This window comes from Bradyrhizobium jicamae (assembly GCF_001440395.1).
Taxonomy (GTDB): Bacteria; Pseudomonadota; Alphaproteobacteria; order Rhizobiales; family Xanthobacteraceae; genus Bradyrhizobium; species Bradyrhizobium jicamae.
Map to the genome: position 1 here is coordinate 122,614 of NZ_LLXZ01000004.1, position 20,142 is coordinate 142,755.

Here is a 20,142-nt window from a genome sequence, read left to right on the forward strand (position 1 = left end):
AGGCGAGGTGCCGCTGGTGATCGGCTGCGGCCCGGTCGGGCTTGCGGTCATCGCGGCGCTGAAGATCCGGGGATTGCATCCGATCGTCGCCGCGGACTATTCGCCGGCCCGCCGCGCGCTTGCTGAAAAGCTCGGCGCCGACATCGTCGTCGATCCCGCGCGCTCGCATCCCTACGCGACCTGGGCCGAACACGCCCAGATGTCGCCGGAGGAAAAAGCCGCACGTCCGCCGCTACAGGCGCTGTTGCCGGCGCTGAAGCCTGCGCTGATCTTCGAATGCGTCGGCGTGCCCGGCCTGATCCAGCAGGTGTTCGAGGGCGCGCCGCGCGATGCGCGCATCGTCGTGGTCGGCGTCTGTATGGAAACCGACCGCGCCGAGCCGATGCTCGGCATCCTCAAGGAGCTCAACGTTCAATACGTGCTGGGCTACACGCCGGAAGAGTTCGCCTATTCCTTGCGCTTGATCGCAGAAGGGCAGGTCGACGCCGCCTCGATGGTCACCGCCAGCGTCGGCATTGACGGCGTCGCCAAGGCGTTCGCCGATCTCGCCAACCCGGAAGTGCACACCAAGATCATCGTCGAGCCGTGGCGGTGAGGGGGCGCAGCAGCGAGCCGTAGGGTGGGCAAAGCGCAAGCGTGCCCACCATCAAGCAGCACGATCGGTGATAGATGGCGGGCACGTCGCTAGCGCTCCTTTGCCCACCCTACGGGCGCTTCGGATATTCAAGCTGCATCGCGACGAAGTCGGCTGTCTTCGTTCCGTAACGCGCAGCAATGCCCACCAGTGCGTTATCCAACGCTTCCGCGGGTTTCGCATCGCTCGCCGGCAGCAATCGCGCCGCCGGCCAGTTCGCCACGACCTGATCCGGAATGATCCTCAGGCCGCCGCGACTCTGCTGCGCGCCGGCCGAACGGGAAAACGTCACCGCCTGCGAGCGATAGGTCCGCGACCAGGCGTCGGTGATCAGCGCCAGCGACACCTCGTCGACGCCGTTCTTGAGTTCGATACCGAGTTGCTCATGCGACCAGAAAGCGGCGGTGTTGCCGATGGCCGTCAGCGCAAACGGGCGCGTGAATTTGAACGCGTCGCTGTCGTGCCGCGCGTCCCATTCGGGAAGGCCGATCTCCCGGCCGACGGCGCGGGCCTTGTCGCGGCCGGCGATCGCTTCGATCAGTGTCAGCGACATCGGCATCGACGCCGTAATTCCTGTCGTGGTCGCTACGCGATTGTCCACCACCAGCCGCCGATCCCTGACATAGCGCATGGTCGGATGCTTGCCGCGCAGCTCCTTGACGGAATACCAGTGCGTCGTCGCCTGCCTGTCGTGCAGCAGCCCGGCATCGCCCACCACCTTGGCGCCGACGCAGACGCCGATCACGATCGCGCCCCTGGCCGACTGCCCCCTGATCCATTGCAGCGCTTCGGGGTCGTCATCCCTGCTCATGGCAGGCACGATCACATAGTCGGCGCCATCGGGATGCTGCGCGTCGAACTCGGCAATCGTCGCCTGCGGTTCGACCTTGAGCGTCGGATAGAGCGTCACCGGCCCTGGTTTCGTCGCCAGCATTATGACATCGGCGACGTCGGCCCGGCGCAGGATGCCGTAGGGCATCAGATAATCGGTGGTCTCGGTAGCGTCGTTGATGCCGATGATCGCGACCAGCGGCCGCTGTCGCTTCGGCGGCTTCAACGCCGCGACCGTCGCGTCGCGCTCGGCTTGCGCGATCGGCGGCTGCGCCGTGAGGGATGGTGCCGGCGGCAGCGACCACAGCCAGCCTGCGCCGATGATGGCGAGAAGTGCGACAGCGCCCAAGGCGCTCCACAACAGACGTCGCGATGTCATGACTTCCTTGCTCGGTATTCCCTGATTTGAACCCGAGTCTACCGCCGCTATATCCAGCTGGAAATGACGCAAATCCCGCGAAAACGGTCATGCGGCGAAGAAAGAACCGTAGGGTGGGCAAAGCGCAAGCGTGCCCACCATCTATCACCGAACGCGCTGCCTGATGGTGGGCACGCTTCGCTTTGCCCACCCTACGACCGGCGACCCGCGGCAAGCAAATCACTTCTGATTTTCAGAAATCATGTCAAGGTCGTGATTCAAAAATATTCCGCTTTCGTTCTCACCCAAATCAGTCGCATAACTCAGCCCGTCTCACGGCAAGATGAGGGGCGTTGGCCATCGTCACGAACGCGCGGTGAGATGCGATGGACGCCGATGTCACGAGGACGTGCGTGACATGAGGCGTACGGTGAAGTCGTGTGGTTCGGGCGCCGCGGTGCTGGCGTTAAGCGTGCGATAAGAAGCGCAGGCGACGGAGGCAAAAGAGCCGTTCTCCGGGAAGAGCACGAAGTAAGCCGTAAAGCCATTGCGCAGGGAAGGCCGGAGTGTTTCCGCTGTACCTGTATGCTCGTGTGCAACTTTTGCTATGCGCAACGGCACGCGAGACCTCGGGTGCAGCAAGCACCCGGTCTTCCCTGCGCCCTCTAATCTTGATGAGGGGCAAACGAAGGTGCAAACCTCGGGCAAACATGTCGCGAGATCGCGAAACTATATCAGCGTCATTGCGAGCGTAGCGACATCCGGGACCACTCTACCACCACCCCGGATATCGCTTCGCTCATCCGGGCTACAAGTTAACGTGACGGGGAGAAAGCTACATCACACCGGCAGCGCGATCGAGTACTTCACCTGGCTCAGCGCAAAGCTCGACTCGATCGAGGCGATGCCGTCGAGCCGCGTCAGCTTGTTCTTCAGGAACGCCTCATAGGAGGAGAGGTCGGCCGCGACGACGCGGAGAAGATAATCGCGGTTGCCGGTCATCAGATAGCACTCCAGCACCTCGTCCCATTTCGAAATCGCCTTGGCAAAGCGGTTGAGGTCTTCCTCCTTCTGCCGCGCCAGCTTGATCGAGATGAAGACGCTGACATGGAGCCCCAGCGATTTCTGGTCGACGGTCGCGATGTAGCGGGTGATGACGCCGCGCTCTTCCAGAAGCTTCACGCGGCGATGGCAGGGCGATACCGACAGCCCGACCTTGTCGGCGAGCTCCTGCATGGTCATGCGGCTGTCGGATTGCAGCAGGCCGAGGATCTTGCGGTCGATGGCGTCGAGGGATGGCATTGGGATAAACTCGTGGTTTTGGGGCCGATTGTGGTAAACTATCCCAATACTGGGCGGTATGTCGCAGCAAATTGAGAATTTTGGTGTCCTGTCGCCCGCTAAAATCGGCGCATACTGAACGCCTCCGGAGCATGGCCATGCCAATCGAGCCCGCACGCCTGGAAATGCTGACCGCGCTGGCGCGCAAGGCTTTGTGGCTGTCGTCGTGGACCATCCATCACGCCAACCATGTCAGGCCCAACGCGGACGGCCTCAAGGTCGGCGGCCATCAGGCCTCGTCCGCCTCGCTCGCCAACATCATGTCGGCGCTGTACTTCTCCGTGCTGCGTCCGCAGGATCGCGTCGCGGTGAAGCCGCATGCGAGCCCGGTGTTTCACGCCATCCAGTACCTGTTCGGACACCAGACCCGCGAAAAACTGGAAAACTTCCGCGGCTACAAGGGCGCGCAGTCCTATCCGTCGCGCACCAAGGACGCCGACGATGTCGATTTCTCCACCGGCTCGGTCGGCCTCGGTGTCGCGCAAACCCTGTTCTCCTCGCTGGTGCAGGATTACGTCACCGCGCATGGCTGGATGAAGGATCGCCCGGAGGGGCGGATGATTGCGCTTGTCGGCGACGCCGAGATGGACGAGGGCAACATTTTCGAGGCGCTGCTGGAGGGATGGAAGCACGCGTTGCGCAACACCTGGTGGATCGTCGACTACAACCGCCAGAGTCTCGATGCCGTCGTACGCGAAGGGCTGTGGGCCAAGTTCGAGACGATGTTCCGCAATTTCGGCTGGGAGGTCGTGATCGTCAAATACGGCCGCCTGATGCAGGCGGCGTTTGCCGAGCCCGGCGGCGAGGCGTTGCGGCGCTGGATCGATAATTGCCCGAACCAGATGTATGCGGCGCTGTGCTTCCAGGGCGGCGCCGCGTTTCGCAAACATCTGCAGGACGACATCGGCGATCAGGGGCAGGTGTCGCAACTGATCGATCGCCGCAGCGACGAGGAATTGCTGGCGCTGATGTCCAATCTCGGCGGCCACGACATGGCGAGCATGATCGAGGCGTTCGAAGCGATCGATCACGATCGTCCGGTCTGCTTCATCGCCTACACCATCAAGGGCGTCGGTCTGCCGATGCAGGGCCACAAGGACAACCACGCGGGCCTGATGACGGTGGCGCAGATGGAGAAGTGGCGCGCCGCGCAGAACATCCGTTCCGGCCATGAATGGGAAAAGTTCGAGGGCCTGTCGCAGGCGCCTGCCGAGCTTGAAGCATTTTTGGCGGCAGCGCCGTTCAACCAGGAAGGCCGCCGCCGACTGAGCGCGCCCGTGATCGAGGTCCCGCAACAACTCGCCTTCAAGCCGGCGGCGCAGATGTCGACGCAGCAGGGCTTCGGGCTGGTGCTTAACGAGCTCGCGCGCGGAGACACCGAAATGGCTGCGCGGATCGTCACCGCGTCGCCCGACGTCACCGTGTCGACCAATCTCGGCGCCTGGGTCAACCGCCGCGGGCTGTTTGCCAAAGCCGAAAACCACGACCTGTTCCGGCAGGAGAAGATTCCCTCGACCTTCAACTGGGATTTTTCACCGAAGGGACAGCATCTCGAACTCGGCATCGCCGAGATGAACCTGTTCATCATGCTGTCGGCGCTCGGGCTGTCGCATCAGATCAATGGCGAGCGGCTGCTGCCGGTCGGCACGCTCTATGATCCCTTCATCGAGCGCGGCCTCGATGCGCTGAACTATGCCTGCTACCAGGATGCGCGTTTCATGGTGGTGGCGACGCCGTCGGGCATCACGCTCGCGCCGGAAGGCGGCGCGCACCAGTCGATCGCGACGCCCCTGATCGGCATGGCGCAGGACGGGCTGGCCTCGTTCGAGCCGGCCTTCGTCGATGAACTCGCCGCGATCATGGGGTGGGGCTTCCGCCATATGCAGCGCGAAGGCGGCGAGGGCGGTTCGGTCTATCTGCGATTGTCGACCCGCACCATCGATCAGCCGCAGCGGATCATGACACCGGACCTGCAGCGCGACATCGCCGAGGGCGCCTACTGGCTGCGCGCGCCGGGGCCGAACTGCGATATCGTGATCGCCTATACCGGGGCCGTGGCGCCGGAGGCGATCGAGGCGGTGGGGTTCATCGGCGAAAGCCACCGCGACGTCGGTTTACTGGCGGTAACCTCCGCCGACCGGCTGCATGCCGGATGGTCCGCGGCGCGGAATTTGCGCCGTGACCGCCGTGGCATCCAGCATCTCAGCCACATTGAAAAGCTGCTGGCGCCGCTCGGCCGCGACTGCGGCATCGTGACCGTGATCGACGGTCATCCGGCCGCGCTCGGCTGGCTCGGCAGCGTCCGCGGCCACCGGCTTGAGGCGCTGGGTGTCGAGCAATTCGGCCAGACCGGTACCATCGGCGACCTCTACCGCCACTACGGCATCGACGCCAACGCCATCATCGACGCGGCGGAAAGCCTCACGGTAGGCGCGCCGGTGCGGCACCGGAAGACGGCGGTGTGATTTTCTTCTTATCCTCCCCTGGAGGGGGAGGATCGGTTCGCATGAAATGCGAACCGAGGTGGGGTGACAGTCCCACCACTCGGTTACTGTCGGATGTGGAGAGACCGTCACCCCACCCCGTCTCGCATTTGCGCTGCGCTCCATGCGAGCCGACCCGCCCCCTCGAGGGGCGGGTAAGCAAACGCCGCACCTTGCCACCCTCGCATCCCTGATCTTATATCCAGCGCCTGCCGCATCGCGGCACCCCGCATATGGCGGGTTCAACTGCCCCGGCTTTCGTGCAAGGATGCCTGCCGAACGCTTTCGTTCCCCTCCATTTGCTCCGAGACAAAGAGGTTTCCGATGGTCAATCGCATGCAATTCTACATCGATGGCGCCTGGGTCGATCCCGCCGTCAAGAAGTCCACCCCCGTCGTCAATCCGGCGACCGAAGAAGCGATGTATGAAGTTGCGCTCGGCTCCAAGGCCGACCTCGACAAGGCCGTTGCCGCCGCCAAGCGCGCCTTCCTGACCTTTTCGCAGACCAGCCGCGAAGAGCGCATCGCGCTGCTGGAAAAGATCATCGAGGTCTACAAGGGCCGCATGAAGGAGATCGGCGCCGCCGTCTCCGACGAGATGGGCGCGCCGCTGCCAATGGCCGAACGCCTGCAGGCCGGCGCCGGCCTTGGCCATATCGCCTCCACTTTGGAAGTCCTCAAAAACTACCACTTCGAGGAAACGATCGGCACGGCCGTCGTCGTGCGCGAAGCGGTCGGCGTCATCGGCATGATCACGCCCTGGAACTGGCCGCTCAACCAGATCGCCTGCAAGGTCGCGCCCGCGCTCGCCGCCGGCTGCACCATGATCCTGAAGCCCTCCGAATTCACCCCGAGCTCGGCGCTGATCTTCGCCGAAATCCTGCATGAAGCCGGCGTGCCGAAGGGCGTGTTCAACCTCGTCAACGGCCTCGGCCCCGAAGTCGGCGCCGCGATGGCCGAGCATCCTGATATCGACATGATCTCGTTCACCGGCTCGACCCGCGCTGGCGTCGACGTCGCCAAGCGTGCGGCACCGACCGTGAAACGCGTCAGCCAGGAACTCGGCGGCAAGTCGCCGAACGTCATCCTCGAAGGCGCCGACCTCACCAAGGCCGTCACCGGCGGCGTGATGCACATGTTCAACAACTCGGGACAGTCGTGCAACGCGCCGTCGCGGATGATCGTGCCGCTGTCGAAGATGAAGGAAGTCGCCGCCATTGCGAAGGGCGTCGCCGACAAGACCAAGGCCGGCGATCCCCGCGCCGAAGGCACCACCATCGGCCCCGTCGTGTCGCGCATCCAGTGGGACAAGATCCAGGCGCTGATCAAGAAGGGCATCGACGAGGGCGCAACGCTCGTCGCCGGCGGTCCCGGACTGCCAGAGGGCGTCAACAAGGGCTTCTACGTCCGCCCGACCATCTTCGCCGACGTCACCAACGAAATGACGATTGCGCGCGAGGAAATCTTCGGACCGGTGCTGACGATCATCGGCGCCAAGGATGAAGCAGATGCGGTGAAAATCGCCAACGACACGCCCTATGGTCTCGCCGGTTACGTCTCGGGCGATACGGTGGAAAGCGCGCGTCGCGTCGCCCGCCAGATCCGCGCCGGCAACGTCAACCTGCAGGGCGTGCCGAACGACCGCACCGCGCCGTTCGGCGGCTACAAGCAGTCCGGCAACGGTCGCGAGTGGGGCAAGTACGGCCTTGAGGAGTATCTCGAGGTCAAGGCGGTCGCCGGCTACAACGCCGCGTAAATCGATGCGGCGCTCGCGCCGTTGATGAAAGATGCCGGCTGCGGAACCGCGGCCGGCATTTTTTTGACCAGAATCGCCGTCAGGCTAAAACTGACGTCGATGCGCGAGCCGACAATGGCGACGACGCAATAAGAAAAGATGGAGGATGCCTGTGAAGAAGATCGCAGTTGCGCTCATCGCGCTAATGTCGCTCGCCGGAACCGCGCAGGCGCAGACCGTCAAGGATCTGCTCGAAAGCCTCAGGGTGAAGTGGAACACGCCGACCGAGCCGTTCAAGATGATCGGCAATGTCTATTATGTCGGAACCAACGGCCTGGCGTCGTACCTGATCACGTCGCCGCAGGGCCATATCCTGGTCGACACGGTGATGCCGGAAGCGACCTCGCAGATCAAGGCGAACATCGAAAAACTCGGCTTCAAGCTCACGGACATCAAATACCTCGTCAACACCCACGCGCATATCGATCACACCGGCGGCCTTGCCGAAATGAAACAGGCCAGCGGTGCCCAGATGGTCGCCGGCGAAGCCGACAAGCCGCTGCTCGAAGGCGGCTACTATCCGGGCGCGCAGGAGGACGACGCGCTCAAGTTTCCGCCGGTGAAGGTCGATCGCACGGTGCGCGAGGGCGACAAGGTGACGGCGGGCGATGTCACGCTGACCGCACGCGAAACACCGGGACATTCGCCGGGCTGCACGAGCTGGGAATTCGCCGTGAAGGACGGCGATGCCACGCGCTCGGTGCTCATCTTCTGCAGCGGCACCGTCGCGCTGAACCGCCTCGTCCCCAATCCGACCTATTCCGGGATCGTCGCCGATTATCGCAAGACGTTCGCGCGCGCCAAGGACATGAAGGTGGATGTGCTGCTCGCGCCGCATCCGGAAATGTACAAGATGGCGGAAAAGCGCGCCAAGCTGTCGGATGGCGCGCCCAATCCGTTCGTCAATCCCGGCGAGTTCAACGACTACGCGGCGACACTGGAAAAGGCATTTGAAGACGCGCTCGCCAAGCAGACCGCCGCCGCGCAGGAGAAGAAGGGGTGAGTTGACGCCGAGGCGCGCGGGGACCTAGCCCCCCGGCGCGCCCTGCGTGTTCACATAGAGCGCGTAGATCGACTGGCTCGCGGCCATGAACAGACGGTTCCGCTTCACGCCACCGAAGCAGAGATTGGCGCAGCGCTCAGGTAGCGCAATGCGGCCGATCATCACGCCGTCGGGCGCGAACACGACCACGCCGTCGAGCTCGGGATCGCCCATGCCCCAGCCGCACCAGAGATTGCCGTCGATATCGACCCGGAAACCGTCGGGCGTGCCCGGACCGGCATCGACAAACACGCGCTTGTTGGAAAGCTTGTCGCCGGAAGGTGAGACGTCATAGGCGAGGATCTTGCGGTTGGGCACGCCGCGGGATTCGATGATGTAGAGAATCTTCTCATCCGGAGAGAAGGCGAGCCCGTTCGGTCCCAGCACGCCCTCGGCGACGATGGTGGCCTTGCGGGTCGCGGTATCCAGCCGATAGACGTTGGCGTCGATCTCGGGCTCGGCCTTGTAGCCCTCGTAGTTGCCGAGCAGGCCGAAAGTCGGATCGGTGAACCAGATCGAGCCGTCGGATTTCACGACCACGTCGTTGGGCGAGTTCAGCCGCTTGCCGTCGAAGGAATCGATCAGCACGGTGATCGAGCCGTCATATTCGGTGCGGGTCACCCGCCGGCCGCCATGCTCGCAGGTGACGAGCCGCCCCTGACGGTCGCGGGTATTGCCGTTGGCGAAGTTCGACGGCTTGCGGAAGTGGCTTACCGCGCCGGTCTCCTCTTCCCACTTGATGATGCGCTGGTTCGGGATGTCGCTGCACAAGAGATACCGCCCGTCACCGAACCACACCGGCCCTTCGGCCCAGCGCAGCCCGGTGGTCAGCCGCTCTACGGACGAGAGCTTGAGCCAGTATTTTTCAAAGCGCGGATCGAGTGCACGGATGGCCGGATCGGGATAATAGGTCGCCGGGCGCCAGCCGGCGGAATGCGATGCTGCATCGGACATTTGCTGTTCTCGTTGTTGCGTTTCCCCAGTAGTTGGATTTGCTATCATTGTCGGCTAATGACCGCAAATTAGTCGCGAGACCAAGAGGAAACAAATGCCACGCATATTGATGACCGGCGCTGCCGGCGGGATCGGCACATCCCTGCGCAAGCTGTTGCCGCCGATCTATCCCGACCTGTTGCTGAGCGATCTGAAGGCGCCGGCCGATCTCGGCAAGGACGAAAAGTTCAAGGCGGCCGACCTCGCCGATATCGCGCAGGTCGAGGCGATCTGCGAAGGCGTCGACGGCATCCTGCATTTCGGCGGCTATTCGGTGGAAGGTCCCTGGGATTCGATCCTGCAGTCCAACATCATCGGCGGCTACAATTTGTTCGAGGCGGCGCGGAAAAAGGGCGTCAAGCGCGTGGTGTTCGCCTCGTCGAACCACGCGGTCGGCTTCTATCCGCGCCATCACCGGATCGGCACCGACGTCACCGCGCGCCCCGACAGCCGTTACGGCGTCAGCAAGGTGTTCGGCGAAGCGGTCGGCGCGCTCTATGCCGACAAGCACGGGCTTGGCGTGACCTGCTTGCGGATCGGCAATTTCGGCGAGATGCCGCTCGACCATCGCCGGCTTTCGATCTGGTTGAAGCCGGAGGACCTCGTGCAGCTCTGCCGCATCGGGCTCGATCATCCTGATATCCATTTCGAGATCTTCTATGGTGCTTCCTACAACGAGCGCGCCTGGTGGGACAATCACCGCGCCTACGAACTGGGCTATCGCCCGACCGGTCGCGGCGAAGATTTCCGCGAACACGCGATGGCCGAGCAGGCCAAGCTGAAGCCGGACCCGGTGGGTGATTACTACCAGGGCGGCACGTTCTGCAGCATGGAGTTCGACGGCGACAAGAGCGGGATCGTGGATTGGAGCAAGCGCTAGCGCTTGCTCTCATCCGCGGCGATCCGCCCGAGATAATCCGACTTGCTGAACTGCATGTGGTCGACGCAGAGCTGGGCCAGCGCCCAGCTGTCGCGGCCCTTCAAGAGTTCGATCATCAATTCGTGCTGGCGGCGCGACAGCGCCAGGCCGTCCCGGTCGGCGAGATTCTTCGCCCGCATCGGCAGCGTCAGGTTCATGTAGTCCTGCAGCGAACGCACCAGATACGGGTTGCCGCAAGCGGAAAACAGCGCGACGTGAAAGGCGTCATTGGCCTCGTGGATTCCGCGCAGATCCTGCGCGTCGGCCTTGGCGCAATATTGCCGCTGCAACTCGGTCAGCTGCTCGATCAGGCCGGCGGGGGCCGGTAGGGAAATCATCAGCGCGGCCTGCCGTGTCAGCATCTCCCGTACCTCGTAGATCTGGCGCACCTCCTCGGCCGAATAGAACCGCACGGTGGCGCCGATATTTTTCTCGCGCAGCACGATGCCCTGGCGTTCGAGCTGGAACAGCGCCTGCCGCACAAAATGCCGGCTGGCGCCGTAGCGCTGCATCAGCGTGTCCTCGACCAGCCGCAAACCCGGCGCGAAGCGGCCGAAGATGATGTCCTCTTCCAGCCGGCGGATGACCTCGGCCTGTTCCTCCTCGCGCGTCGGCGCGGAAGTCTCGGTCAAAGATTCCTGCGGCTTCATCGCGAGGCCTCCCAGCCCGCCAGCCGATAGCAATCCTCAACCAGGCGCAAGGTCTCGAGATTGTCCTGCGGCGCTGCGATATCGATCGCGTCGAGTTCCGTCGCGGAGAGTATCGCCTCGGCGTCCGGGAAGGTCTGCGAGATCCCGAACTCACTCGCACGCCGCGCGGCGTTTTCCGCACACGGATCGGCGATCGCCACGACCCGGGCTTGATCTGATAGGCTGGCCGAGGCGAGGAGGTGATGGCGGCTCACCATGCCGGCGCCGATGAGGCCAATGCGCAACACTCGGGTCATGGGCGCGTTTCCGGTTTGGAGCGAAAATCAGCATGCAAGCGCATTATTGTCAATAATGCTGCTATTTGTCGATGAGTTGCCGGCGCTGCAGGTGCGAATGATCAAATATTGACAATAATCTGCCTGGCTCCTTAAGTGCCCCAGAGATAACCGACAGGAAGAAAAAATGGCCGATGGACTTCGCAAGGGACTGACGAGTTACGGCGATGCTGGCTTCTCGCTGTTCCTGCGCAAGGCGTTCATCAAGGCCATGGGTTATTCCGACGATGCGCTCAATCGGCCGATCGTCGGCATCACCAATACCTACAGCGACTACAATCCCTGTCACGGCAACGTTCCGCAGATCATTGAAGCCGTGAAGCGCGGCGTGATGCTGTCGGGCGCGATGCCGATGGTGTTCCCGACGATCTCGATCGCCGAGAGCTTTGCGTATCCGACGTCGATGTATCTGCGCAATCTGATGGCGATGGATACCGAGGAGATGATCCGCGCCCAGCCGATGGACGCGGTGGTGGTGATCGGCGGGTGCGACAAGACCCTTCCGGCGCAGATCATGGCCGCGGTCTCCGCCGATCTGCCGACCGTCGTTATTCCCGTCGGCCCGATGGTGGTCGGGCATCACAAGGGCGAGGTGCTCGGCGCCTGCACCGACTGTCGGCGGCTGTGGGCAAAATATCGGGCCGGCGAAATTGATGATGTCGAGATCGAGGACGTCAACGGCCGGCTGGCGCCGTCGGTCGGCACCTGCATGGTGATGGGCACCGCCAGCACCATGGCCTGCATTACCGAGGCGCTGGGACTCTCGCTGCCGATGAGCGCAACGATCCCGGCTCCCCATGCGGAGCGGTTCCGTTCGGCGGAAGCGAGCGGCAGGGCCGCTGCCGCAATGGCCAAGGCGAAGGGGCCCAAGCCCAGCGAATTGCTGACCCCGGCCTCGTTCCGCAACGCACAGGTAGTGCTGCAGGCCATCGGCGGCTCGACCAATGGTTTGATCCATCTCACCGCGATCGCGCATCGCTCGCCGCACAAGATCGACCTCGACACATTCGACAAGCTCGGCCGCGAGGTGCCCGTGCTCGTCGACCTGAAGCCGTCAGGCGAGCATTACATGGAGCACTTCCACCATGCCGGCGGCGTGCCGAAACTGATGGCGCAACTCGGTGACCTCATCGATCTCGACGCCAAGACCATTACGGGGCAGACGCTGCGCGAGGTTGTGGCTGAAGCGGAGGATGTTCCGGGACAGGACGCCATCCGTCCCCGCGACAATCCGATCAAGAGCGAAGGCGCGATGGCGGTGCTGCACGGCAATCTCGCGCCGCGTGGCGCGGTCATCAAGCAATCGGCGGCGAGCCCGAAACTGCTGCAGCATACCGGCCGCGCCGTGGTGTTCGAGTCCGTCGAGGACATGACGCTGCGGGTCGACGATCCCGATCTCGATGTCAACGCCGACGACGTGCTGGTGCTGCGCAATGCCGGTCCCAAGGGTGCACCGGGCATGCCGGAAGCCGGCTATCTGCCGATCCCGAAGAAACTCGCGCGCGGCGGTACCAAGGACATGGTGCGGATATCGGACGCGCGCATGAGCGGAACGGCGTTCGGCACCATCGTGCTGCACATCACGCCGGAATCCGCCGTCGGCGGCCCGTTGGCGCTGGTGAAGAACGGCGACATGATCCGGCTCGACGTTGCGAAACGCAGCATCGACCTGCTGGTCGATGACGCTGAACTTGAGAAACGCCGTGCGGCGCTCGCGCCGGCCGCCACGCCCGATTGGGCCAGGCGCGGCTATGCGCATTTGTTCAACGAGACCATCCTGCAGGCCGACGAAGGCTGCGATTTCGACTTCATGCGCAGGCAGGGGAAGGAATAGCCGGGCTGGCGCCTATCACGGAATCAGTCGGCTTCAAGTCGCCATCGGGGACGGGGGCATATCTGCCCAAATTGATCTGTCGTCCCTGCGTTCGCAGGGACGACAGCGGAGACGGCCCCGCCAACGGTCTCACTTCCCCTTGCTGGTGAACTTCTTCACCGCGACGCGAAAATCCTCGGTGAGCATGGCGTCGATGATGTTCGCTTCCTCGGCATCGAGCTGCTGCCTTACCGGCGACACCGCGGCCCGATAGACCAGCGGTTTGGTGCCCGCGATGGCCGCTGGCGGGTTCTGCGCCAGCCGTTCGGCGAATTTGCGCGTTTCCGCTTTCAACTCTGCGGCCGGAACGACGCGGGCGACCAGGCCCCATTCATAGGCCTGCTGCGCGGTAAAACTGTCCTCAGCCAGAAATATCTGCAGCGCGCGGCGGGTGCCGACGGTGCCGACCATGCCGACCGTGCTGCCTCCATCAGGCGAGACGCCGATCTTGGCATAGGCCGGCGTGAAGCGGGCGTCATCGGCGGCGATGCAGAGGTCGGTGACGAAGGCGAGTCCCATGCCGGCACCGGCGGCGGAGCCGTTGACGCTGGAGAGGACGATCTTGGGCATCCGCCGCAGCGTTTCGATGAAGGCGTGATAGTGCTTCAATAATTCCCCGACCACGGGCGCCACCGTATCGTTGGCGGCGGCGGCGCCGATGGTCTGCAGATCGCCGCCGGCCGAGAAGGCGCGGCCTTCGCCCTCGATGACAAGCACCCGGACATCGGCGTTGCCCTCGACCTCGGCGCCGAGCTGTTCGAGCTTTTGCGCGATCGAGAGGTTGATCGAGTTGAAGGCCGCGGGGCGATTGAGCGTAATGGTCGCAATCGGGCCCTCGATCCTGAGCAGGGCAGGGGCGGTGGTATCATCTGATGTCGACATGGCAAGGCCTCGGGGCGCGAGGGTGGGCCGGGCATTTAAATAGAGAAGGCGGGAGGTGACAATCCCCGGGACTGGACCCGCAAAAATGCAGCAGAGGCCGCCCTCAGGGGTACCGGCACCCCTTGCGTCTCCGCGTGCCATAAGGTCAGATAGCGCCCGTCATCGTTCGGGACGGACACGAGCGCCGCGCCCAGGGGACGAGACAGGCAAGCCAAAATCACTGGAGAGGAAACGACATGGGTCATTCCCGTGTGCTCGAACGTAGGATGTCCCTATGACGGCAGGAACAATTGTCATCATTGGCGCGGGCCACGCCGGCTATCAGCTTGCGGCTTCGCTGCGCCAGCACGGCTTTTCCGAACGCATCGCGTTGCTGAACGATGAAGGCCATTTGCCATACCAGCGGCCGCCCCTGTCCAAGGCCTATCTGAAAGGAACCGGTGGGCCCGACAGCCTGATGTTCCGGCCCGAAAAATTCTATTCTGACCAGAACATCGAGCTGATCTCCGATCGCGCGGTATCGATCGACCGCACGGCGCGCAAGGTGGCGCTCGCCTCCGGCGCTTCGCTCGACTATGGCCATCTGGTGCTGGCGACCGGCGCCCGCAATCGCCTGCTCGACATTCCCAACGCCAATCTCGACAGCGTGCGCTATTTGCGGACGCTCGATGAAAGCCAGTCCCTGCGCGATTACATCACGGCGGGGCAGCGCGTCGTCGTCATCGGCGCCGGCTTCATCGGCCTGGAGTTCGCGGCGACGGCGCGGGGCAAGGGCCTCGAAGTCGATGTCGTCGAACTTGCCCCGCGCGTGATGGCGCGCGCGGTGACGGCCGAGATCTCGGAATTCTCCCAATCGCGGCATACCGCGGCCGGCATCCGCATTCATCTCGGTGTGCAGGTTACCAGCATCGAGAGCGACGGCCACAAGGTCACCGGCGTCAGCCTCAGCGATGGCCGGCACCTGAAGGCAGACCTGATCGTGGTCGGCGTCGGCGTGCTGCCCAATGTCGAGCTGGCGGCGCAGGCTGGCCTGCCGGTGGCGTCGGGCATCATCGTCGACGAGCATCTGCTCACCGCCGATCCCAATATTTCGGCGATCGGCGATTGCGCGCTCTATGAGAGCCCCCGGTTCGGCGGCTCGCTGCGGCTGGAGTCGGTGCAGAACGCCACCGACCACGCGCGCTGCGTCGCGGCCCGGCTGACCGGCGATGCCAAACCCTATGACGGCGTGCCGTGGTTCTGGAGCGATCAGGGTCCCGACAAGCTGCAAATGGTGGGATTGACCACCGGCTACGACCGCGTGGTGGTGCGTGGCGATCGCGCCGCCGGGGCGTTCTCCGCCTTTTGCTACAGGGACGGACGCCTGGTCGGCATCGAATCCGTCAATCGCGCGGGCGATCACATGTTCGGCCGGCGCCTGTTTGCTGCCAACGGATCAATCACGCCGGAGCAGGCGGCGGACACCGGCTTCGACCTGAAGAGCGCGCTGACTTAAGCCGGACTTGTAGGGGTGGGCAAAGGCGCGTTTGCGCCGTGCCCACCATCACGCGCTTCGCAGGAATGGTGGGCACGCGGAGCCTGTCATCGGGCGCGCATTCGCGCGACCCGGTGGCTTTGCCCACCCTACGAAGTCAGGCGTGCTTTGCGAGCAATTCATCCACCTCCGCCGTCGTCGGCATCGACGGCGCGGCGCCCATTCGCTGCACGCAGATCGAGGCGGCGGCATTGGCGTAGGCGAGGGCGTCGCGGATCGGCGTTGCATTGGCGAGTTGCGCGGCGAGGGCGCCGACGAAGCAATCGCCGGCGCCGGTGGTGTCCACGGTCTTCACGGCGCGGCCCGCAATCAGCGAAGGCTCGCCACCGATCAGCGCCAGCACGCCGCGCTTGCCCAGCGTAACGCAGATGATGGTGTCCGGGCCGGTTGGCAGGCGCCGCGCGGCGTCAATGAAGCGGGCAGGCTCGTCGGTGTCGTGAAGCGCGGTCTGCGCAAGAAGCCCAAGCTCGGTTTCATTGAGAATGAGGATATCGACGAGTTCGAGCAGCCCGGGAGCACAGGCGACGGCCGGCGCCGGATTGAGGATCGTGGTCGCGCGGGCTGCGCGTGCGCGCTTGAAGAACGCGCCGATCGTGGCTTGCGGGATTTCAAACTGGCTGACGGCGATGTCGCCCTTGGCGAGCGCAGGCGCGGCGACGTCCTCGGCGCTGACCAGCGCATTGGCGCCGGGCACCACCACGATGGTGTTGTCGGCGTCGGCGATGGTGATGACGGCGGTGCCGGTGTGCGCGTCAGCGGTGTCTTTGACCAGAGCGAGATCGACGCCCTGCGCGGCGAGGAACGTCCGCAACTGCTGGCCAAACGCGTCCGTGCCGAGCCGGCCGACCAGCGCGGTCGCGGCGCCGAGCTTGGCGGCGGCCACTGCCTGGTTGGCGCCCTTGCCGCCCGGAAAATAGTGAACGGCTTTGCCAGCGACGGTCTCGCCGACCTTCGGATGCCGGTCAGCCGTCGCCACCACATCCATGTTGATGCTGCCGGCAACGAATACGCGCCCCAAATTGCTTCTCACGGATCGTCTAGTCCCAAAATTCCTTCTTGCGCCCGATCTGGAATTCCTGCCTGACGGCATCGATATCGGCAAGCGTCGGTAGTCCAGCCTCGTTGCCGAGGCGCTGGATCTTATAGGTCGAGGCCGCGCGCGCAAACTCGAAATGCTCGTGCCAGCCTTTGGCCGGATTGTTGAGATACGAGAATACGTAAGCGCCATGAAATACGTCACCGGCGCCGTTGGTATCGAGCACGCGCTCGGCCGCGATCGGCAGCGCCGGCAGCCTGCGGACGGCGCCGGTCTCGTCATACCAGAGCAGACCTTGCTCTCCCATGGTGACGCCACCGACCCTGCAGCCGCGGCTCTTGAGGTAGTCGAGCATGGCCTCCGGCGTCTTGTCCATCTGCTCGCACAGCCGCTCGGCGACGATGGCGACGTCGATGAATTCCAGCAGTTCATGGGTGTTGGTGCGCAGGCCGCCGCCGTCGAGCGATGTCAGGATGCCATCCTCACGGCAGAGCTTTGCGTAATGGATGGCGGCGTCCGGCTGGTGGCCGTCGATATGCAGCGCGCGGCAGCCCTTCAGGTTCAGCATCGGGAAAGGGTGGATATGCTCGTCGTCGCGGCAGCGAACGATGGCGCGCTTGCCGTCCTTCGGCATGATGAACGACAGTGACGAGGAGTTGACCTTGCGCGGATGGATCGAGATTCCGTATTTCGCGCTCATGTCCTGAAACATCCGGCCGAGCCAGTCGTTCGCGACGGTGGCGATCAGGTCGGGCACGATGCCGAGCTTGGCGCAGCAGAACGCCGCCGTTACGGCATTGCCGCCAAACGACACCGCGTAGGCCGAGGCCACATGTTTTTCGTCGCCGGTCGGCATGTGGTCGGTGATGAAGGTAACGTCGATATAGGTCTGTCCGATGAAGAGAGCCTGCATTCGTTTTCCGTCATGAGCTGAGGGGTGGTCCCGGCCCGGCGTACAGACATTAGCACCGGTTATCGGATGCATTCGCTGAAATTATTCGCAACCGTGCCGTCTTTGCAGCTTGAGATGGGAGTATGTGGAGAATACGACCGTCCTGAAGCCTCGGGATAGTGCGGTATAACGGCTGACGGCTGTCCGGGTTTCCCGGCTGGCATACAAAAGTGGAGGGAATGATGACCGTTTATTCCGGTCCCGTGTTCGATATGGCGGTTAATCAGTTTGGCGTCATCGCCAACCATCTCGAAATCCCGATGGACGAGCGCGGCCGGATCCTGATGCCGAAGCGGGCCATCACCGTCTCCTGTCCCATTCACCGCGACGACGGCACGGTCGCGGTGTTCGAAGGCTATCGGGTGCAGCATCATCTCACCCTTGGCCCGACCAAGGGCGGCACGCGATTCGCGCCCTCCGTCGATATCGGCGAGGTCGCGGCGCTAGCGATCTGGATGAGCTGGAAGTGCGCACTGGTCGGGCTGCCCTATGGCGGCGCCAAGGGCGGCGTCAATGTCGATCTCTCCACCATCTCCAAGCGTGAACTGGAAGCGCTGTCACGGCGCTACATGCAGGAGATGATTCCCTTTGTCGGCCCGCACACCGACGTGATGGCGCCCGACATGGGCACCAACGAGCAGGTGATGGCGTGGTTCATGGACACCTATTCGATGTATCAGGGCCAAACCGTGACCGAGATCGTCACCGGCAAGCCGGTCTCGTCCGGCGGCACACTCGGCCGGCGCGAAGCAACGGGGCGCGGCGTCGCCTATCTCGCCAGGCGCGTGCTGAAGGAGTTGTCGATCAATCCGGGTAGCGCGACCGCAGTCATCCAGGGCTTCGGCAATGTCGGCTCCTATGCGGCGCTGGAGCTGCATCAATATGGACTGAAGATCATCGCCGTCGGCGATCACACCGGCGCGCTGCATGACCCGGCCGGGCTCGATATCCCCGCGCTGATGCGGCACGCCGGCACGCATGGCAGCATCGCCGGCTTCTCCAATCAGCTCGCTTTCGATCCCGAAGCAATCCTGACGCTGCCCTGCGACGTGCTGGTGCCGGCGGCGATGGAGCGCGTGATCGATGCAAAGGTCGCCGAGAACCTGAAATGCCGCGTGCTCGCCGAGGGCGCCAACGGCCCAACCACGCCGGAGGCCGATCTGGTGCTGGAGAAACGCCAGGGCGAAGTGTTCGTGATCCCCGATATTCTCTGCAATTCCGGCGGCGTGGTGGTCAGCTATTTCGAATGGGTGCAGGATCTCCAGCAATTGTTCTGGGAGGAAGAGGAAGTGACGCGGCGCGAATACGCCATCCTCGATCGCGCCTTCGACACCATGTTGCAGCGTGCGAAGGCGGACAACATACCGCACCGCACGGCTGCGATGGCGATCGGCGTGGAGAAAGTCCGCGCCGCCAAGAACACGCGAGGGCTTTTCCCGTGATTACTGGTCTCGATCACGTCGTCGTTCTCACCGACGACATCGCTGCCGCCAGCGCGGCCTACCAGACCTTGTTCGCGCGGTCGCCGGGCTGGCAGTACGGCGGTGACGGCGCCGACCGCGTCCTGTTCACGCTCGACAATACCACGCTGGAATTGGTGGCGCCGAACGGCGAGGGCGCGAACGCGGACCGGATACGCGCCGTGCTCAACGCGCAGGGCGAGGGGCTGGCGAGCATCTGCTTTCGAACCGGTGACATTGGAAGGATGCATCGCAGGCTCGATCGGCTGGCGCTGAAGCCGGAGCCCATCGCCGACGTCGAAAGCCGCGACGCGATATCCGGCGAAACGCTGTCATGGAAGCGCACCCGGACCGCAACCGAGGCCACGCGTGGCATCCGCCTGTTCTTCCTTGAGCGTGACAAGGAGCGGCCGTTGTCGGTGCGAACAACGACCGCCTCGATCACGGCGATGGACCATGTCGTGATCTCGACGTCGGACCCCGAACGGGCCGCGGCCCTCTATGGCGCGCGACTCGGCCTCGACATGGCGCTCGACCGCTCGCACCCCGATTGGGGCCGGCTGATGTTCTTCCGCTGCGGCGATCTCATCGTCGAGGTGACGCACCGGCCAGGCAAGCACGCCGACACGACCCAAGACAAGCTCGCCGGAATCTGCTGGCGCGTCGCCGATATCGAGGCCACCCACGCGCGGCTCGTCCAGGCCGGCGTCGACGTCTCGGAAGTCCGCACCGGGCGCAAGCCGGGAACACGGGTGATGACGGTGCGCAAGGGCACATGCGGCGTGCCGACGCTGCTGGTGCAGCCATCGGCGGGGAAGGACACGTGAAGCTTACCCTCCCCTGGAGGGGTCCGAGACGAGCAATGCTCGCTCGTGGGTCGGCGCTCATGCAATGAGCGGCGGGGCGGGGTGATCTCTCAACTCGGGCACTGTTCGAGAGGAGAGACCGTCACCCCACCCCGTCTCACATTTCGCTGCGCTCAACGTGAGCCGACCCTCCCCCTCCAGGGGAGGGTGAAGGAAACG

Annotated in this window: 17 protein-coding genes; 9 read left to right on the forward strand and 8 right to left on the reverse strand. The window is 64.0% G+C overall.

Translation table 11 applies throughout. The annotated features are described in order from the left end of the window. Window positions 1-595: zinc-binding dehydrogenase (locus CQ12_RS45845; RefSeq protein ID WP_245309675.1), on the forward strand; the 595-nt coding region annotated here is incomplete at its 5' end. 109 nt (window positions 596-704) lie between these two features. Here the strand turns inward: CQ12_RS45845 and CQ12_RS01480 are convergent. Together CQ12_RS01480 and CQ12_RS01485 are read right to left on the reverse strand one after the other, a co-directional pair. Continuing rightward, window positions 705-1,844, reverse strand: a complete 1,140-nt coding sequence (locus tag CQ12_RS01480) for a DJ-1/PfpI family protein (RefSeq protein ID WP_057833580.1) — start codon at window positions 1,842-1,844, stop codon at window positions 705-707. An 819-nt stretch (window positions 1,845-2,663) separates the two neighbouring features. After that, entirely contained in the window at window positions 2,664-3,125 is a 462-nt protein-coding gene (locus CQ12_RS01485; protein WP_057833581.1) for an Lrp/AsnC family transcriptional regulator, read from the reverse strand. A gap of 137 nt (window positions 3,126-3,262) precedes the next feature. Between CQ12_RS01485 and CQ12_RS01490 the strand changes: the two genes are divergently transcribed. The 3 genes from CQ12_RS01490 (at window position 3,263) to bla (ending at window position 8,444) form a co-directional block, all read left to right on the forward strand. Beyond that, a complete protein-coding gene (locus CQ12_RS01490; protein WP_057833622.1) occupies window positions 3,263-5,629 on the forward strand; it encodes a transketolase in 2,367 nt (788 codons plus the stop codon). Between the two features lie 342 nt (window positions 5,630-5,971). Continuing rightward, a complete protein-coding gene (locus CQ12_RS01495; RefSeq protein WP_057833582.1) occupies window positions 5,972-7,402 on the forward strand; it encodes an aldehyde dehydrogenase family protein in 1,431 nt (476 codons plus the stop codon). A gap of 151 nt (window positions 7,403-7,553) precedes the next feature. After that, a complete protein-coding gene (bla, locus tag CQ12_RS01500; RefSeq protein WP_057833623.1) occupies window positions 7,554-8,444 on the forward strand; it encodes a subclass B3 metallo-beta-lactamase in 891 nt (296 codons plus the stop codon). Between the two features lie 24 nt (window positions 8,445-8,468). Here bla and CQ12_RS01505 read toward each other — a convergent pair whose 3' ends face one another. Continuing rightward, the gene (locus CQ12_RS01505) at window positions 8,469-9,437 is read right to left on the reverse strand and encodes an SMP-30/gluconolactonase/LRE family protein (protein WP_057833583.1); all 969 of its coding nucleotides are present in this window, start codon (window positions 9,435-9,437) and stop codon (window positions 8,469-8,471) included. A 94-nt stretch (window positions 9,438-9,531) separates the two neighbouring features. On the opposite strand from CQ12_RS01505, the gene CQ12_RS01510 reads away from it, so the two are divergent. Beyond that, window positions 9,532-10,356, forward strand: coding sequence for an NAD-dependent epimerase/dehydratase family protein (locus tag CQ12_RS01510; RefSeq protein WP_057833584.1), 825 nt, complete (start codon window positions 9,532-9,534; stop codon window positions 10,354-10,356). Here the strand turns inward: CQ12_RS01510 and CQ12_RS01515 are convergent. Further along, on the reverse strand, window positions 10,353-11,045 hold the full coding sequence (locus tag CQ12_RS01515) for a GntR family transcriptional regulator (RefSeq protein ID WP_057833585.1): 693 nt from the start codon (window positions 11,043-11,045) through the stop codon (window positions 10,353-10,355). The genes CQ12_RS01510 and CQ12_RS01515 overlap by 4 nt on opposite strands. Then, window positions 11,042-11,341, reverse strand: coding sequence for a Gfo/Idh/MocA family oxidoreductase (locus CQ12_RS01520; protein ID WP_057833586.1), 300 nt, complete (start codon window positions 11,339-11,341; stop codon window positions 11,042-11,044). The genes CQ12_RS01515 and CQ12_RS01520 overlap by 4 nt, the downstream gene beginning before the upstream one ends. Before the next feature lie 166 nt (window positions 11,342-11,507). Between CQ12_RS01520 and CQ12_RS01525 the strand changes: the two genes are divergently transcribed. Beyond that, window positions 11,508-13,214 (forward strand): IlvD/Edd family dehydratase, encoded by a 1,707-nt coding sequence (locus CQ12_RS01525; protein WP_057833587.1) that lies wholly within the window; start codon window positions 11,508-11,510, stop codon window positions 13,212-13,214. A 129-nt stretch (window positions 13,215-13,343) separates the two neighbouring features. Here CQ12_RS01525 and CQ12_RS01530 read toward each other — a convergent pair whose 3' ends face one another. Further along, window positions 13,344-14,135, reverse strand: a complete 792-nt coding sequence (locus tag CQ12_RS01530) for an enoyl-CoA hydratase/isomerase family protein (protein WP_057833588.1) — start codon at window positions 14,133-14,135, stop codon at window positions 13,344-13,346. A 274-nt stretch (window positions 14,136-14,409) separates the two neighbouring features. Here CQ12_RS01530 and CQ12_RS01535 point away from each other — a divergent pair, with 274 nt between their 5' ends. Next, the gene (locus CQ12_RS01535) at window positions 14,410-15,630 is read left to right on the forward strand and encodes an NAD(P)/FAD-dependent oxidoreductase (RefSeq protein ID WP_057833589.1); all 1,221 of its coding nucleotides are present in this window, start codon (window positions 14,410-14,412) and stop codon (window positions 15,628-15,630) included. Window positions 15,631-15,766: 136 nt separating this feature from the next. On the opposite strand, the gene CQ12_RS01540 is transcribed toward CQ12_RS01535, so the two are convergent. After that, the gene (locus CQ12_RS01540) at window positions 15,767-16,687 is read right to left on the reverse strand and encodes a ribokinase (protein WP_057833590.1); all 921 of its coding nucleotides are present in this window, start codon (window positions 16,685-16,687) and stop codon (window positions 15,767-15,769) included. A 19-nt stretch (window positions 16,688-16,706) separates the two neighbouring features. Then, a complete protein-coding gene (locus tag CQ12_RS01545) occupies window positions 16,707-17,618 on the reverse strand; it encodes a sugar kinase (protein ID WP_057833591.1) in 912 nt (303 codons plus the stop codon). 221 nt (window positions 17,619-17,839) lie between these two features. Between CQ12_RS01545 and CQ12_RS01550 the strand changes: the two genes are divergently transcribed. Continuing rightward, window positions 17,840-19,099 (forward strand): Glu/Leu/Phe/Val family dehydrogenase, encoded by a 1,260-nt coding sequence (locus CQ12_RS01550; RefSeq protein ID WP_057833624.1) that lies wholly within the window; start codon window positions 17,840-17,842, stop codon window positions 19,097-19,099. Continuing rightward, on the forward strand, window positions 19,096-19,944 hold the full coding sequence (locus CQ12_RS01555) for a VOC family protein (protein WP_057833592.1): 849 nt from the start codon (window positions 19,096-19,098) through the stop codon (window positions 19,942-19,944). Before CQ12_RS01550 ends, CQ12_RS01555 begins: the two co-directional genes overlap by 4 nt. Window positions 19,945-20,142 lie beyond the last annotated feature (198 nt).